The 14,554-nt window shown below is 36.6% G+C and carries 13 protein-coding genes, 1 pseudogene and 1 riboswitch; of the genes and pseudogenes, 7 read left to right on the plus strand and 7 right to left on the minus strand.

The genetic code is table 11. The annotated features are described in order from the left end of the window. Positions 1-176, minus strand: a pseudogene (locus tag BLW28_RS16190) (IS982 family transposase); the annotation flags it as partial. A 218-nt stretch (positions 177-394) separates the two neighbouring features. On the opposite strand from BLW28_RS16190, the gene acs reads away from it, so the two are divergent. From acs to purB, 3 genes are all read left to right on the plus strand, one after another. Next, entirely contained in the window at positions 395-2,302 is a 1,908-nt protein-coding gene (gene acs / locus BLW28_RS10390; RefSeq protein ID WP_073219079.1) for an acetate--CoA ligase, read from the plus strand. A 140-nt stretch (positions 2,303-2,442) separates the two neighbouring features. Continuing rightward, complete coding sequence (locus BLW28_RS15625; protein ID WP_143036865.1) at positions 2,443-2,619, plus strand: DUF1328 domain-containing protein; 177 nt, start codon at positions 2,443-2,445, stop codon at positions 2,617-2,619. 129 nt (positions 2,620-2,748) lie between these two features. Next, the gene (purB, locus tag BLW28_RS10395) at positions 2,749-4,092 is read left to right on the plus strand and encodes an adenylosuccinate lyase (protein WP_073219082.1); all 1,344 of its coding nucleotides are present in this window, start codon (positions 2,749-2,751) and stop codon (positions 4,090-4,092) included. Positions 4,093-4,225: 133 nt separating this feature from the next. On the opposite strand, the gene BLW28_RS10400 is transcribed toward purB, so the two are convergent. Genes BLW28_RS10400 through BLW28_RS10415 form a run of 4 tightly spaced genes read right to left on the minus strand, consistent with a single transcriptional unit; the run spans position 4,226 to position 6,310 of the window. Then, complete coding sequence (locus tag BLW28_RS10400; RefSeq protein ID WP_073219085.1) at positions 4,226-4,765, minus strand: DUF4252 domain-containing protein; 540 nt, start codon at positions 4,763-4,765, stop codon at positions 4,226-4,228. A gap of 2 nt (positions 4,766-4,767) precedes the next feature. Then, on the minus strand, positions 4,768-5,307 hold the full coding sequence (locus tag BLW28_RS10405; protein ID WP_073219087.1) for a DUF4252 domain-containing protein: 540 nt from the start codon (positions 5,305-5,307) through the stop codon (positions 4,768-4,770). A gap of 60 nt (positions 5,308-5,367) precedes the next feature. Continuing rightward, positions 5,368-5,817 carry a hypothetical protein gene (locus BLW28_RS10410; RefSeq protein ID WP_073219089.1) on the minus strand — a complete coding sequence of 150 codons (450 nt, stop codon included), beginning with the start codon at positions 5,815-5,817 and terminating at the stop codon, positions 5,368-5,370. Next, positions 5,804-6,310, minus strand: coding sequence for an RNA polymerase sigma factor (locus tag BLW28_RS10415; RefSeq protein ID WP_073219092.1), 507 nt, complete (start codon positions 6,308-6,310; stop codon positions 5,804-5,806). Before BLW28_RS10415 ends, BLW28_RS10410 begins: the two co-directional genes overlap by 14 nt. Positions 6,311-6,593: 283 nt before the next feature. Between BLW28_RS10415 and BLW28_RS10420 the strand changes: the two genes are divergently transcribed. Beyond that, the gene (locus BLW28_RS10420; RefSeq protein WP_073219095.1) at positions 6,594-7,994 is read left to right on the plus strand and encodes a S41 family peptidase; all 1,401 of its coding nucleotides are present in this window, start codon (positions 6,594-6,596) and stop codon (positions 7,992-7,994) included. 184 nt (positions 7,995-8,178) lie between these two features. Here BLW28_RS10420 and BLW28_RS10425 read toward each other — a convergent pair whose 3' ends face one another. Together BLW28_RS10425 and BLW28_RS10430 are read right to left on the minus strand one after the other, a co-directional pair. Further along, on the minus strand, positions 8,179-9,231 hold the full coding sequence (locus BLW28_RS10425; protein ID WP_073219098.1) for a DUF5074 domain-containing protein: 1,053 nt from the start codon (positions 9,229-9,231) through the stop codon (positions 8,179-8,181). Positions 9,232-9,244: 13 nt separating this feature from the next. After that, positions 9,245-11,077, minus strand: a complete 1,833-nt coding sequence (locus tag BLW28_RS10430; protein ID WP_073219101.1) for a TonB-dependent receptor — start codon at positions 11,075-11,077, stop codon at positions 9,245-9,247. 30 nt (positions 11,078-11,107) lie between these two features. Continuing rightward, positions 11,108-11,349, minus strand: a riboswitch (cobalamin riboswitch). A 224-nt stretch (positions 11,350-11,573) separates the two neighbouring features. On the opposite strand from BLW28_RS10430, the gene BLW28_RS10435 reads away from it, so the two are divergent. From BLW28_RS10435 to BLW28_RS10445, 3 genes are read left to right on the plus strand one after another with little or no spacing between them, the layout of a single operon-like run. Beyond that, a complete protein-coding gene (locus BLW28_RS10435; RefSeq protein ID WP_073219104.1) occupies positions 11,574-12,722 on the plus strand; it encodes an ABC transporter substrate-binding protein in 1,149 nt (382 codons plus the stop codon). Continuing rightward, positions 12,722-13,753 (plus strand): iron ABC transporter permease, encoded by a 1,032-nt coding sequence (locus BLW28_RS10440; protein ID WP_073219107.1) that lies wholly within the window; start codon positions 12,722-12,724, stop codon positions 13,751-13,753. Before BLW28_RS10435 ends, BLW28_RS10440 begins: the two co-directional genes overlap by 1 nt. Beyond that, the gene (locus BLW28_RS10445) at positions 13,753-14,547 is read left to right on the plus strand and encodes an ABC transporter ATP-binding protein (protein ID WP_073219110.1); all 795 of its coding nucleotides are present in this window, start codon (positions 13,753-13,755) and stop codon (positions 14,545-14,547) included. The genes BLW28_RS10440 and BLW28_RS10445 overlap by 1 nt, the downstream gene beginning before the upstream one ends. Positions 14,548-14,554: the final 7 nt, after the last annotated feature.

Genomic DNA, 14,554 nt, shown 5'->3' on the forward strand with positions numbered 1-14,554 from the left:
TTTCTGAAAAGATCGTTTTCACTATCTATGCCCATAAACTCAGCCGTTAAACTCAAACTTATCAGTTCCAAGTCACAGAGCTTTGGTTCACGCCTTTGATAGGGTAAAAGTTGATCTTTTGATATTTTTCTTAAAACTTCCAATATTCTTTCGTAATTTGCACTTAAGTTGTTCATATATAATGTTTTATAGCTAAAACAAGATACTGATTATCAGTAATATGGACAACTTTTTTCTTTTAAATCATAATGCACAACGGGTAATACATTGTATATTTGTGTAGGTTCCTTCACCAGAAATTGACTTATTTTGAATATATTTCCAAAAATCATTTAGCCAAAGTCTTTTTTTAGGTGAAGGCTTTTTCTATAGTTTCCACATTAAACGTATCAAAATGAGCAACTACCACATCAAGAATTTAGAAGAATATTTTCAAGTATATCGAAAATCTGTACGCGATCCCGAAAGTTTTTGGGAAGAAATAGCCGAAGAGAATTTTGTTTGGCAAAAGCGTTGGGATAAAGTGTTGGAATATGACTTTAAGCGTCCTGAAATATCTTGGTTTAAAGGAGCTAAACTTAATATAACTGAAAATTGCATCGATAGACATTTATATGCAAACGGCAGAAAAACAGCTATTGTTTTTGAGCCTAACGACCCTTCCGAAATGGCTGAACACATTAGTTACACAGAATTGCACGATAGGGTTTGCAGGTTCGCCAACGTTTTGCTGAATAACGGCGTTAAAAAAGGCGATCGTGTTTGTATTTATTTGCCCATGATTCCCGATTTACCTGTTTCTCTATTGGCCTGTGCGCGCATTGGTGCCATTCATTCGGTAGTATTTGCAGGATTTTCAGCTACTGCACTTTCATCCCGAATCAACGACTCAGACTGCAAAATTGTGATAACAAGTGATGGTTCTTTTAGAGGCAATAAAACGATTGATTTAAAAGGAATCGTGGACGAAGCTTTAGAAAGCTGTCCAGGAGTGGAAACAGTTTTAGTGGCAAAACGGATAAATTCTGAAATCAATATGAAGGAATCCCGTGACAAATGGCTTCAACCGTTACTCGATCAAGCAAGCAACGAATGCGAACCCGAAATAATGGATGCCGAAGACCCATTATTTATACTTTACACTTCAGGATCTACAGGAAAACCTAAGGGAATGGTGCATACTATTGCGGGCTATATGGTATTTACGGCGCATACTTTTAAAAATGTTTTTCAATATCGCGATAATGACGTGTTTTGGTGTACTGCCGACATTGGCTGGATTACAGGCCACAGTTATATTGTATACGGACCGTTGATAAATGGCGCTACAACAGTGCTTTTTGAAGGCGTTCCCTCCTACCCAGATTATGGACGGTTTTGGGAAGTAGTCGAAAAACATAAAGTGAACCAGTTTTATACCGCACCTACAGCTATTCGAGCTTTGGCGAAAGAAGGTTTGCAGTTTTCCGAGAGCCACGATCTTTCTTCATTAAAAATTCTAGGAACCGTTGGAGAACCTATAAATGAAGAAGCTTGGCATTGGTATAATGACAATATAGGAAAGAAAAAATGCCCAATAGTTGATACGTGGTGGCAAACAGAAACTGGCGGTATTTTAATTTCGCCAATTCCCTATTCAACCCCAACTATACCAACATACGCCACACTTCCCTTGCCAGGCGTTCAGCCTGCTCTTATGGATGAAAACGGTAACGAATTGAAAGGCAACTTAGTTGATGGACGATTGTGTATAAAATTCCCTTGGCCAGGGATGGCACGAACTATTTGGGGAAACCATCAGCGCTATAAAGACACGTATTTTTCAACTTTTGAAGGCTATTACTTCTCGGGCGATGGAGCTTTGCGGGACAGCACAGGATATTACCGAATTACGGGTCGTGTTGATGACGTAATTATTGTCTCTGGTCATAATTTAGGAACCGCCCCAATTGAAGATGCGGTAAACGAACATCCAGCGGTGGCAGAGAGTGCAATTGTTGGTTTCCCTCACGAAGTAAAAGGAAATGCACTCTATGGCTTTATTATTCTGAAGGAAACAGGAGAAAGCAGGGTTCACGATAATTTACGCAAAGAAATTAATCAAATAATTACAGAGCATATTGGCCCAATTGCAAAACTGGATAAAATTCAATTCACATCTGGATTACCAAAAACAAGAAGCGGGAAAATAATGAGGCGTATTCTTCGAAAAATTGCCGAAAAAGACACTTCCAATCTTGGTGATACATCAACCCTTCTAGATCCTGGCATAGTTCAAGAAATTATGAAAGAATCGCTATAAGAAACTGAAAAACAACACACTTATAACGTTTAATATTAATTTTAAAAAAGTTTTAATTTTGTTTAATTTATGTTAAAAAGATTACTTATATTTAAAAAGCCATAAAAACAGAAAGTTGTTTTTCTAAAAAACCTAACAAAATGTATCTAGTACCATTTCTTGGAATCCTCACAATTGTAACCGGTGTCCTAGGTTTTATTGGATTAGGTTACGGCAGTATGCCTACATTTCAAATTGTTTTTTTTATTATACTTGCAATCACAATTATTTCCTTTGCAATGAACAGACGAAAAAAAAGAAAGAAATATTACGATTAATTACCCCCAATTCTATATCCTCCCCACTCTCGAATTTTATGCTTTAAAATCGAGAGTTTTTTTTATAGTTAAACACTATCCGCATAACTTAGTTGAGTTACGTATCTTTGCATTTTTAAAACTTGAACCATGTACACCAACGCTTTACAGGCCATTTCACCCATCGACGGGAGATACGCGTCGCGAACATCAAGCCTTATTCCATATTTTTCTGAAGAAGCCCTCATTCGTTACCGCGTACAGGTAGAGATTGAGTATTTTATTGCTCTGGTAGAATTAGATTTACCACAATTAAGCGATTTTGATAGAAATCTTTTTTCTGAATTGAGAGATTTGTACCTCAATTTTTCCATTCAGGATGCTGTGAAAATAAAAGAAACCGAAAAGGTGACCAACCACGATGTTAAAGCCGTTGAATATTTTATTAAAGATAAGTTTGACGAATTAAACATTCAGAAATACAAAGAGTTTATCCACTTCGGATTAACCTCTCAAGATATCAACAACACAGCAGTTCCGTTATCTTTGAAAGATGCGATAAACAATGTGTATGTACCGCTTTTGATGGAACTTAAGGCCAAGCTACAAGAGCTTTCTGAAGGCTGGGCAGGTGTATCTATGCTAGCTAGAACACACGGTCAGCCAGCATCTCCAACTCGTTTGGGAAAGGAAATAGCAGTTTTTGTGGTTCGAATTGAAGAACAGTTTGATTTGCTTAACGATATTAAAAGTGCCGCTAAATTTGGTGGCGCAACAGGAAATTTCAACGCACATAAAGTTGCTTATCCAAATATAGACTGGAGAGCTTTCGGGAAAAATTTTGTTGAAGGAACTTTAGGTTTACACCATTCTTTCCCAACTACTCAAATTGAACATTACGACCATATTGCGGCCCTTTTTGATGCTTTAAAAAGAATCAATACAATAATAATTGACCTTGATAGAGACATATGGACGTATGTGTCTATGGATTATTTCAAACAAAAAATTAAAGAAGGTGAAATTGGTTCGAGTGCTATGCCGCACAAAGTAAACCCGATCGATTTTGAAAATAGCGAAGGAAATCTAGGTATTGCCAATGCGCTGTTTGAACATCTTTCCGCTAAACTTCCTATAAGCCGATTGCAGCGTGACCTTACCGATAGCACGGTGTTAAGAAATATTGGAGTCCCAATTGGCCACACAGTTATTGCTTTTCAGGCAACGCTAAAAGGTCTGAACAAACTTTTACTCAACGAACCGAAATTTGCAGAAGACCTTGAAAATAATTGGGCTGTAGTTGCAGAAGCAATCCAAACTATTTTGCGTCGTGAAGGATATCCAAATCCGTATGAAGCGTTAAAAGGGTTAACCAGGACTAATGAGAATATAAATCAAGCTTCAATGGCGCATTTCATTGAGACTCTAGAAGTTCCTGAAAGTGTAAAACAAGAAATGCGAAATATTACTCCTGCCAACTACACGGGAATTTAAGAATTATATAATGTGGTCTTAAATAGATTGCCACGAATACACCAATCTATTTTTAATGATTAATCACAAGACCTGACAGGTTTTTGAAACCTGTCAGGTCTAATAGTTTCTTCCATCAATTTATCACCTAAATTCACTTTTCAAATAAATCACCAAGAACACTCAAAGCTGACAAATCAAAATCACCACGCTCGGCAGAGTTCATAAGTTTTAACATTTGATCAGGACGCATATTTTCACCCAATAATCTAAACACTGCGAATCCGCGTTCGTTGTCACTTGCATAAACAATTACCTCATTTATGGCATCTTCTTCACCTGTATATTTCAATTGAGCATTCCAATCATTGCTTTTTATTCGCGTCAAATCTTTATACTGAGGTTGATCTAAAATAGATTCTAACTCCATTTTTTCAACTTTATAATTTGTTGTATCCCCATTTGCAATTGGGTAAGCAACTACATTCACCTTTTTGATGGTTTTGAGAATCTCTTTCTCCTCATCACTAAAGTTGCTGTTTTTCCCTTGCAATAAACTTGTTGCGAGGTCTACTTTTACAAATTTAGAATCGTCTTGTTTTTCGACCAAATATTTCTGAAGTGACTTATCACTACAAGAAACAAAGGTTACTGCGGCCATTATCAAGACCATAAAATATCTGGTAAATGCCATAATTACTTCCCTTTATTGTTTTCAAGATTTTTTAATTGCTCGCTTCCGGGAACTTTTAAATCTGATGTTAATTTAGATATCTGTTTCAAATCTATGTTCCCGGTAATGCTCATAATAACTGTCGTGGACTTCCCATCAACTATTCCGTTTAGGTGCATTAAAAGTTCACTTACAAAGTTTTCATTCTTACCTTCTTTGCTGTAAAATTTTATAATTTGACCATCATCCTTTACGCTCATCAACTCTCCTAAACCTTTAGAAGTCGAAATATATTTGGCAACGGCTGCATCCATTTTTTTCCCAACCACAGGGTTTTCAGTTGCAAAAACCTTAATGTTTTCTAAGTTATTCACCAAGTTCAAATATGCTTGCGCTTCTGGATCGGATGAATTAAGGTCCAACTTGCTCAACAGCTTGAACATATTCTTCGTAAACAGCGCCGAGGTTACGTCTTTTTCATTTTCAAAAGAATCGAAAGCATTCTGACTCCAAGAAACTATTGGTGCTAAGACCAGTGCTAGAATTATTGCTATTTTTTTCATTTTATAATATTTAGTTTACTGTTATTTTTTAAATTTTTTATGTTTCTGTATTTATAATTTCTATTCCGACGTTTCCTTCCAAAACATTTCTTTTGTTTCAGAAAATTGATTTACAAACGAAAGCTGTTGCGTTCCTTTATTTAAATTTTCAGAAAGCATCATCAGCGCTTTTTTACTTTTTTCAAAAGCGATTAATGTTTCTTTTTCTTCCTGACTTAATTGTGGTTGCGATAAGAATAAACTTCCAATTCCAACTGCTAATACAGTCATTCCAGCCACTGCATACCACCAAGGTTTGATGAATTTTGCTGTAGGTTCTGCTATCTTAAAGTTTCTATTAGAGCTTTCATTCTGTGCCGCCGACAATCCTACGAAAATAGGCTTGTACTGCAATAAATGATCTGCAACCGTGTGATTGTTGAAATAATCCATCAAAATCGCCTCATCTTCAAGACTTGTGCTGCCATCAAAATAGGCTTCCAATAGTTTATTAATTTTATCTAATTCCATAATCGTACTTTTTTATCATTGTTTCTCGAATTGTCTTTCTGGCTCGGGAAAGTGCCACTCGGATTGCTGTTTCGTTACTATCCAATATTATTGCTATTTCGGAAAATTCAAGTTGTTCTACGTCGCGCAACTGAAGGACTATTTTCTGTTGTTCGGGTAAGGTTTCCATTATTTTAAAAACCAAAGCAACCCCTTCATTCGCTTCAACTTCTCTTTCAATATTCTGAGATGTTGGATAATTGGAATGAACAATTTTTAAATTTGAAGCCTGTTTTGATTTTAGCCGATCCAAACAATAATTCTTTGTCATTGTTATTGCAAAAGCCTCAGTACTTCTATATTTTTCTAAATTTTGTCTTCCCTTCCAAAGTTTAAAAATAATCTCTTGAACCGCATCCTCCGCTTCATCTGCTGAAACCAGGATTCGTTTCGCCAATCTATACAACCTATCTTTAAGCGGCATTACTATTTCGGTAAACTCCTTTTTGTCCATGTTGATTTGGTTGTTTCTCCCTGGTTCTATTATAATGACGAATGGAAAGTTGTTTTGTTACAATGGGATTTATTTGTTATTTCCGCCTTCGCTGAAAAAGCTCATTCGGACAGGCGTTATTAAATCAACAATCATTAATCGATTTTGGTTATTTGTTATCAAAAACCTGTCATCAATTCATTAATCCTTGACCGACAATCGACAACCGAAAATAAATCATTCCTCTTCATTCCTCTCAATTTCAATCAAAAATCCTATTTTTACTTCTATAATATATTTAAAGATGAAAATAAAGATTCTAATTGTATTACTTGCTATTCCTTGTTTATTTACTTCTTGTTTTGAAGATATGGACGACAATATTCGAGCTGCTTCTTCTTCTGAAATTCAAGATTTTATTTATCGCGGGCTTAATTATTATTATTTATACAAAGCCGACACTCCAGAACTTGCAAACGATGCCTTTGCAGATGACGAACAATTAAAAAATTTTCTGAATGGTTACGACAGCCCCGAATCACTATTCGATTACTTAAAATCGCCTCAAGATCGTTTTAGCCGCCTATTTCCTGATTATACAGTTATTGAGAATGCTTTGGCGGGAGTTTCCTTAAGCAATGGAATGGAGTTTGGTTTAGTATACTATCCAGACAATAGCGGAAATGTTTTTGGCTACGTACGCTATGTACTTCCAAATACAGACGCAGCAGCCAATGGATTACAACGCGGTGATCTTTTTACCTCGGTAGATGGCGTTCAGATAACAGAAAATAATTATAACGACTTACTTAGTAGAGACAGTTACACAATTGAACTTGCTACTTTTAACGGAGAGAGTTTTGAATTGACCGGTAGCTCAGCACTACTCAATAAAACTCAATATGACGAAAATCCCGTGTATATTTCTAGAACCTTAGAAATTAATGGTCAAAAAATAGGGTATTTAATGTATAATTCCTTCGTTAAAAGATATGATATAGAACTAAATAACGCTTTTGCCCAATTTAAAGCGGATGGTATAACCGATTTAGTTCTCGACCTGCGATACAATGGCGGTGGGGCTGTTGAAACTGCTACAGATTTGGCAAGTATGATTACTGGACAATTTAAAGGAGAGGTTTTTTATAAGGAATTTTGGAATGCCGACCGACAAGAAGAGCGCGCGCGCGATGGATTATTCGACAATTCTATTAGTAATAATTCAGCAATAAACAGTCTCAACCTAAACCGTGTATATATTTTAACAACTTCAAGTTCTGCCTCTGCTAGCGAATTGGTAATTAACGGACTTGACCCTTATATAAATACTGTTCAAGTGGGCGATACAACTACTGGTAAGTTTCAGGCTTCGTTTTTAATGTACGACGCCCCAGCCCCTGCCTTTAGTAGAGATCAAGCCTCACCTGCACACACATACGCAATGTTGCCCTTGGTTTTTAAAACAGCAAATAAAGTAGGTCATACTGATTTTGTAGATGGTTTATTTCCAGAAATTACTTTAAAAGAAGACTTTTTCAACCTTGGGCAATTAGGTGATATTGAAGAACCATTATTGTCTGCTGCTCTAAATGACATATTGGGCTTACCACGTCATTCTCATAAAAATTTACTTCAACTTAAAGAAGTGTCGAATAGCCAGATTACATCTCCCGTTGATGGTGTTATGATTGTAGAACAGGAATAAAACTCAAATTGAATTCTACATTATGTATTCTCTTCAGCTTATTATTTCACTAATAATCAGCTTTTAACGACTATCACTTCACTTATAACCTATAAAAAAATCCGCGATTCATTTAATCTGAACCGCGGATTTAACTTTCGTTAAAACAACGCTTTAAACAATCAATTTAGAACGTTAACTTTTCTTATTCATTGAAATAAATTCCTCCAGGAATAATACCTACTTGAAAATCTTGAACTTGTTGATTTGTAGATAAATCATAGACATACAGACTTCCTTGACTTGCGTAATCTCCAGCATCGGTTGCGTAGAGCATTCCATTTTTAGCTTGCATTGCGTAAAAGAATCCGTCGATAATTGGAGTTCCTGGCAAGCTTAAGGAGTTTGTACTTAGTCTGTAAACTTTGCCGTTTAGGCTGTAGTAAAGCTGTGAACCATCTGCAGTTAGTCCAGAAGGATGATCTGTAGTATTATTAAATGTGTACGTTTCAACCACTTGATTTGTAGCTAAGTCAACTTTTGTAATGGTTCCTGGAGTTTCGTTTCCTGAATAGTCTGGCTTGCCGCCTCCCATTACATATAAATAACTTCCAGAAACAACCATAGCGTTAGGTGTATCACCAACATTAATAGTACTTTCAACAGCATTTCCAGAAATCACCGAGATAAGATTATTGTGTCCATAACCACCTTGATGCGCAACATATATTTTCCCATCGTGATTTAATATTTTCTCTGGTCCAAAAGGAACTGAAATTACCGAGCTTATCGCTTTGGTTCTCAAATCGATTACCGCAACATAATCATCTGTTTCGTCAAATGGATCACCCCAATCTGTAACATATCCATTAACTTCACCATTTGAAGCAAAGTATCGAGGGTTTTGCAAACCTGTTACAATCGTATCTTTCATTTCAAAAGTATACCTGTCTGCTACCACTATTTTTTGTGAATTACTTACAACAACATAGGCGTCATTATCAGTAAAACCCATAGACTGAACCACATTTCCAAGATCTGATCCATTTACTTTGTTAAAAATTTTATGTTCTACAGTTGCAAAATCATTTGAAATATAAGAGATTGTTCCACTACCATTATTGAATGGCCCTTCATTGGTTATTAAAATTCCTTTTTCATAATCGGCTGGGATTGGTGCTGGTTGGTTGTCGTCATCACTACTACAAGAAGCAAATAGAAGCGTTAAGAAAGCGAAAGACAATAAATAGTTTTTCATAGATTTTATTTGTTTAAATATTAAAGTTTAAAAAGATTTGAAAATTTCTTGAAGGCATTGGGCGATATGCCACGTTTTCATAATAGGTATTGAAAATATTTTTAATACGCCCGCCGATTGAAATATTTGGAATAGTTGAAAAGCTGTAGTCAACTCCAAGATTGAAAATTGTAGAGGCTTCAACGAAATCACTATTATCGGTGGTGGAAAAAGCCTTCCCTGTGAACATTCCTTGAAAATAAGCGCTCAGGTTTTTAAATCCGTAATTCAATAAAAAATTGGCGTTATGAAAAGGTACATAGATAAGTTGCTTTTGTTTCTCTTTGTCTTCGGCATTCGTATAGGAATAAAGCAATTGAATATCTAATTTTTGATGTTTATTAAAACGAATTCCATAGTTAGTCTTTGCCTCCACACCAAAGTTTTGAGCTTTTGAAATATTAGAAGGCCTCCAGAGCGAACCATTGCCAGGCACCCATTTTATTAAGTCTTCAGACGAAATATAAAAGGCCGCCAAATCAACAATGAAATTGCCAAAATGGAATTCCTGTCCTAACTCTACTTGATACGAAGTTTCAGGCTTTAATTTATAATTTCCACCAGCATACCAATACAAATCATTAAATGTAGGCACTCGATAATTTTTTGAACCATTTAGCCGAAGCGCATAGCTTTGAGATAATGTCCATTTTGCATCTGCTGAAAACAGAAATGGATTCTCAAAATCATTTGAAAAATCCTTCCGAAGATTTATCCCGTAATTAAAGTTTTTCGACAGTTTGTGATTCATTAACATTACGGCCGAAAAAGTTCGCCTTTCGTTATTTCCTGTATTATCGCCTTGGGCATCGATAAGTGTATATTCCACCTTTGCCAATATTTTGATCGCTTTTCCCAGCATCGTTTCAGATTCTATACCGCCGATAAGAGTATTTGCCCGACCTTCAGAAAACACTATCCCTTCCGAATCTGGATAATATCTGAACTGTTCAAAAAGATGCGCCACTCTCGCTGTGGTATTAAATCGCCCATATTTTTGACGCAGTTGTAAAAGATTTCGAGTATTTACATCCTTATAACCATCGCGACCAATGGTGTTTAAACTTCCCGAGAAATTCCGATCGTTATACGAATATTCAGAATTCAAACTAACCACGCCCCGATTCAATCTGCGCGCTTGATTTAGGTTAGCCGTGAACCGCAAATATTCGCCGTGTAAGTTTTTTTTGTTTTTGCCTACGTAATCGTAATCGTTGTCGGAACTTATAAAGTCCACTCCCACATTCAAATAGTGGTCTCCCCAAGTTTTTGTGGTCGATGCGTTTCCGCCCAAAGTAGAAAAACTGCCATAGCGCATGCCAATCTCTGTGCGATCTGCTTCGTCAAATGAAAAGTTATTATTTACATGAACACTTCCACCCACGGCACCACTACCAAATTGTACACCACCGCCACCGCTTCGGATAGATATTTCGTCATAATTAAAAGGAGATATAGTATTGAAATCTGTCTGACCTGTAAAAATTGAATTGATGTTTATTCCGTTCCAAATCACCGCAGTTTGCGCAGCATTTGTACCACGAAAAGATGGCGAGGAAACCATTCCGCTTCCGTTTTCCTTAAAATAAATTGAAGAATTATGCCGCAGCACATCGGTTAGTGACACAGGATTTCGTTTAACAACAGAGTCTGCTAGCCTTTCTAGCTTGAAACCTTTGGAAAATAACGTGAGCTGCCTGTCTGCAAGAACAACTTTTGGCAATTCTTGAATAGAATCCAACTGCCCGAAAGCTACTGCTTGGCACAAAAAAGTAAATAACAGAATATGTAAACCGCGTCGATTCATAATTCAACCTTTATCCCGAAAGTTTGATAATTTTATGTTATAATCTTGGCAGGTCTCCTGGCTTATCTATTGTGCGACCTTCCCATTCCAATACCAGGAACAGTGGTTTTTGAAGTATGCACACCCAAGCAAAACTTGAGCCGACTTACAGTTGCGGGAACAGCATAGGATTTAATATTTTAGAACTATTGGAGTTCATCTTTCACCTATTTCCCTTTTAAGAACATTTTCTTTGATACCGATAAATGCTCACCAAAATCTGGGCAAAGATACTTGGTAATATTGAATTGAAAAATGTTCTTGCACAAACTTTCGTACGATAACCGTTTCAATTAAAAAACCATCTTGTGTAAACAATTCACTTCTTGCCGTTAATTATAATTCAAAAAGTTTTTAAAATATGTGAGTTAAAATTCTCAGGCAATCATTAACTAGGTTTATGATACCTTTGCAGATTATTTATTGTCAAAAAAGAGTTTACGTTATACTTGTAACAATGCTAAAATTCAAAAACATTGCCCTTCATTTTTTCATTATTGTATTATTCATTTCTTGTAAAAACGAACCAAAGAAAAGTTCTGAAACGGTTATTACTTCTACGAACGAAGTAGCCATTAAATACGCTGAAGGTTTCGAGATTACTGCTTTTGAAGATTACAAAGCTATCACATTAAAAAACCCTTGGCCAGGATCGAATTTAACCTTTAAATACGCATTGGTTGAAAAAGGCGCTACCCTTCCTAATGCTGAAAATTATGACGCAGTAGTTGAAGTTCCCGTGAAAAGAATTGTCGTTACTTCCACCACACATATTCCCTCATTAGAATCTCTTGACGAAATTGGCGCTTTGATAGGTTTTCCAAACCTCAACTATATTTCTTCCGAAAAAACAAGAGCTCAAATCTCAGATGGAAAAATTATGGAAGTAGGTAAAAACGAAGACCTTAACACCGAAATATTGTTAGATTTAGCTCCCGACGCTGTTGTTGGTTTTGCGGTGGACGGAAAAAACTCAACCTTTTCAATCCTTCAAAATGCTGGGATTCCTGTGCTATATAATTCAGATTGGACAGAAACTTCCCCACTAGGAAAAGCAGAATGGATTAAGTTTTTTGGTGCATTATTCAACAAAGAAAAGCAAGCCGACAGCATTTTCAATTCTATTGAAACCGCTTATCTATCGGCAAAAGAAATTGCATCCACTGCCAACGAAAGACCTACTGTAATCAGCGGCGCTATGTTTAAAGATATTTGGTATATGCCTCAAGGTGAAAGTTGGGGAGCTCAATTTATTGAAGATGCAAATGGCAATTACCTTTGGAGTGATTCAAAAGGAACTGGAAGTTTGTCTTTAAGTTTAGAATCTGTTCTAGAAAAAGGCCACGGTGCCGATATTTGGATTGGCCCAGCACAATTTACCCGTTTTGAAGATTTACAAAACGCAAGTCAAGCCTACACCCAATTTAATGCTTTTAAAAACAAAGAGGTATATACTTACAATTTGAAAAAAGGTAAAAAAGGCGGATCTATTTATTTTGAACTAGCGCCAAACAGACCCGATTTAGTGTTACAAGACCTAATAAAAATCTTGCATCCAGAATTACTTCCTGAACACACACTTTACTTTTTCAGTAAACTTCAATAATGCAAACAGCGCAGACATACCGCCTTCACTTTTTGATTCTAATTTTGGGACTTGTCGCTGCATTTTTCATTAATCTGAGCATCGGTTCTGTTTCTATTCCTATGGACGAAATAGTATCAGTTTTTATAGGAAACGGAGCCAGTAAAGAAACTTGGCGCTACATTTTAATAGACTACCGACTTCCAAAAGCTATCACGGCAATGCTTGCTGGCGGAGGTTTGGCTATTTCAGGATTGTTGATGCAAACACTTTTTAGAAATCCATTGGCAGGTCCTTTTGTTTTAGGACTAAGCAGTGGCGCTAGTTTGGGCGTTGCTATTCTCATTTTGGGCGCAGGTGCCTTTGGAGGATATTTTGGAACTTTGCTTTTAAGTCAATGGAGCTTAGTAATTGCCGCGGGCATCGGCAGTTTTCTTGTACTACTTGCTGTACTTGCTGTGACTTTCAAAATTAAGGACACAATGGCAATTCTTATTATAGGCTTGATGTTCGGGAGCGTTACTACCGCAGTCGTGTCTGTCCTCTCCTATTTCAGCGATGCGGAACAATTACAACAATATATTTTTTGGTCCTTTGGAAGTTTGGGAAACCAATCTTGGCAAGGGGTTTCAATTTTAAGTCTTTGTTTTCTTACCGGATTACTACTGAGTTTGTTTAGCAGCAAATCATTAAATTCACTGTTATTAGGTGAAAATTACGCAAAGAGTATGGGACTTCACATAAAAAGAACCACATTTATCATCATTCTCGCCACGAGTATTCTTGCAGGTGGAATAACAGCCTTCGTAGGCCCAATTGCCTTTGTAGGACTGGCAGTTCCGCATTTAGTTCGACAATTTTTTAAAACAGCAAACCATCTTGTATTACTTCCAGCTGTTTTAGTCTGCGGTAGTTTATTGATGCTAATCTGTGACACGATAGCACAATTGCCTTTCAGTGCTTTTACGTTACCTATAAACGCAATAACGTCGCTAGTCGGTGCTCCAGTTGTTATTTGGCTTTTAGTTCGTAAACGAAAATTGTTCTTCTAATGGATAAAACGGAAAGTAATACTATTATAGAAGTTCGCAATTTAGCCGTTGGCTATTCTGCTAAAAACGGAAATTCTACGGTTGCAGACGAAATTAATTTTGTTCTTGCCGAAGGAGAACTCGTAAGCCTTGTTGGTGCAAACGGAATTGGAAAATCCACCTTATTACGCACTTTAACGGGAATGCAAAAACCGATAAGCGGCTCGATTTCCATTAACGGCAAACCTCTAAATAGTTATTCTGCATTTCAATTGGCAACCCTTTTGAGCGTTGTGTTAACTGAACCTCCGGCAACAAAAAACCTTTCGGTACGGGAATTAATTTCCTTAGGAAGACAACCTTACACCAACTGGATTGGGTCATTGTCTGAAAACGACAAAAAGGCAATTCAATTTGCATTAGAAGCAACAGAAACCACTGCGCTTGCCGAAAGAAAATGCTACGAGTTAAGCGACGGGCAAATGCAACGTGTTTCAATTGCACGAGCATTAGCCCAAGATACGCCAATAATAGTACTGGACGAACCTACAACACATTTGGATTTATACCATCGCGCCTACGTTTTAAAACTTCTGAAAAATCTAGCTTCAGAAACTAACAAAACGATTCTTTTCTCTACTCACGAAATTGATCTAGCAATTCAACTAGCCGACAGTATGATTGTGATGTCTAAAAATCAAACATTTTTCAATACGCCTTGTAAACTCATTGAAGCTGGAAAATTTGATTCTCTTTTCCCTAAAGAAACAATCGCTTTTGACCCTACAAACGGTCGGTTCACCATTAGAAAATAAGGTATAT

The organism is Aequorivita viscosa, from assembly GCF_900106795.1.
Taxonomy (GTDB): domain Bacteria; phylum Bacteroidota; class Bacteroidia; order Flavobacteriales; family Flavobacteriaceae; genus Aequorivita; species Aequorivita viscosa.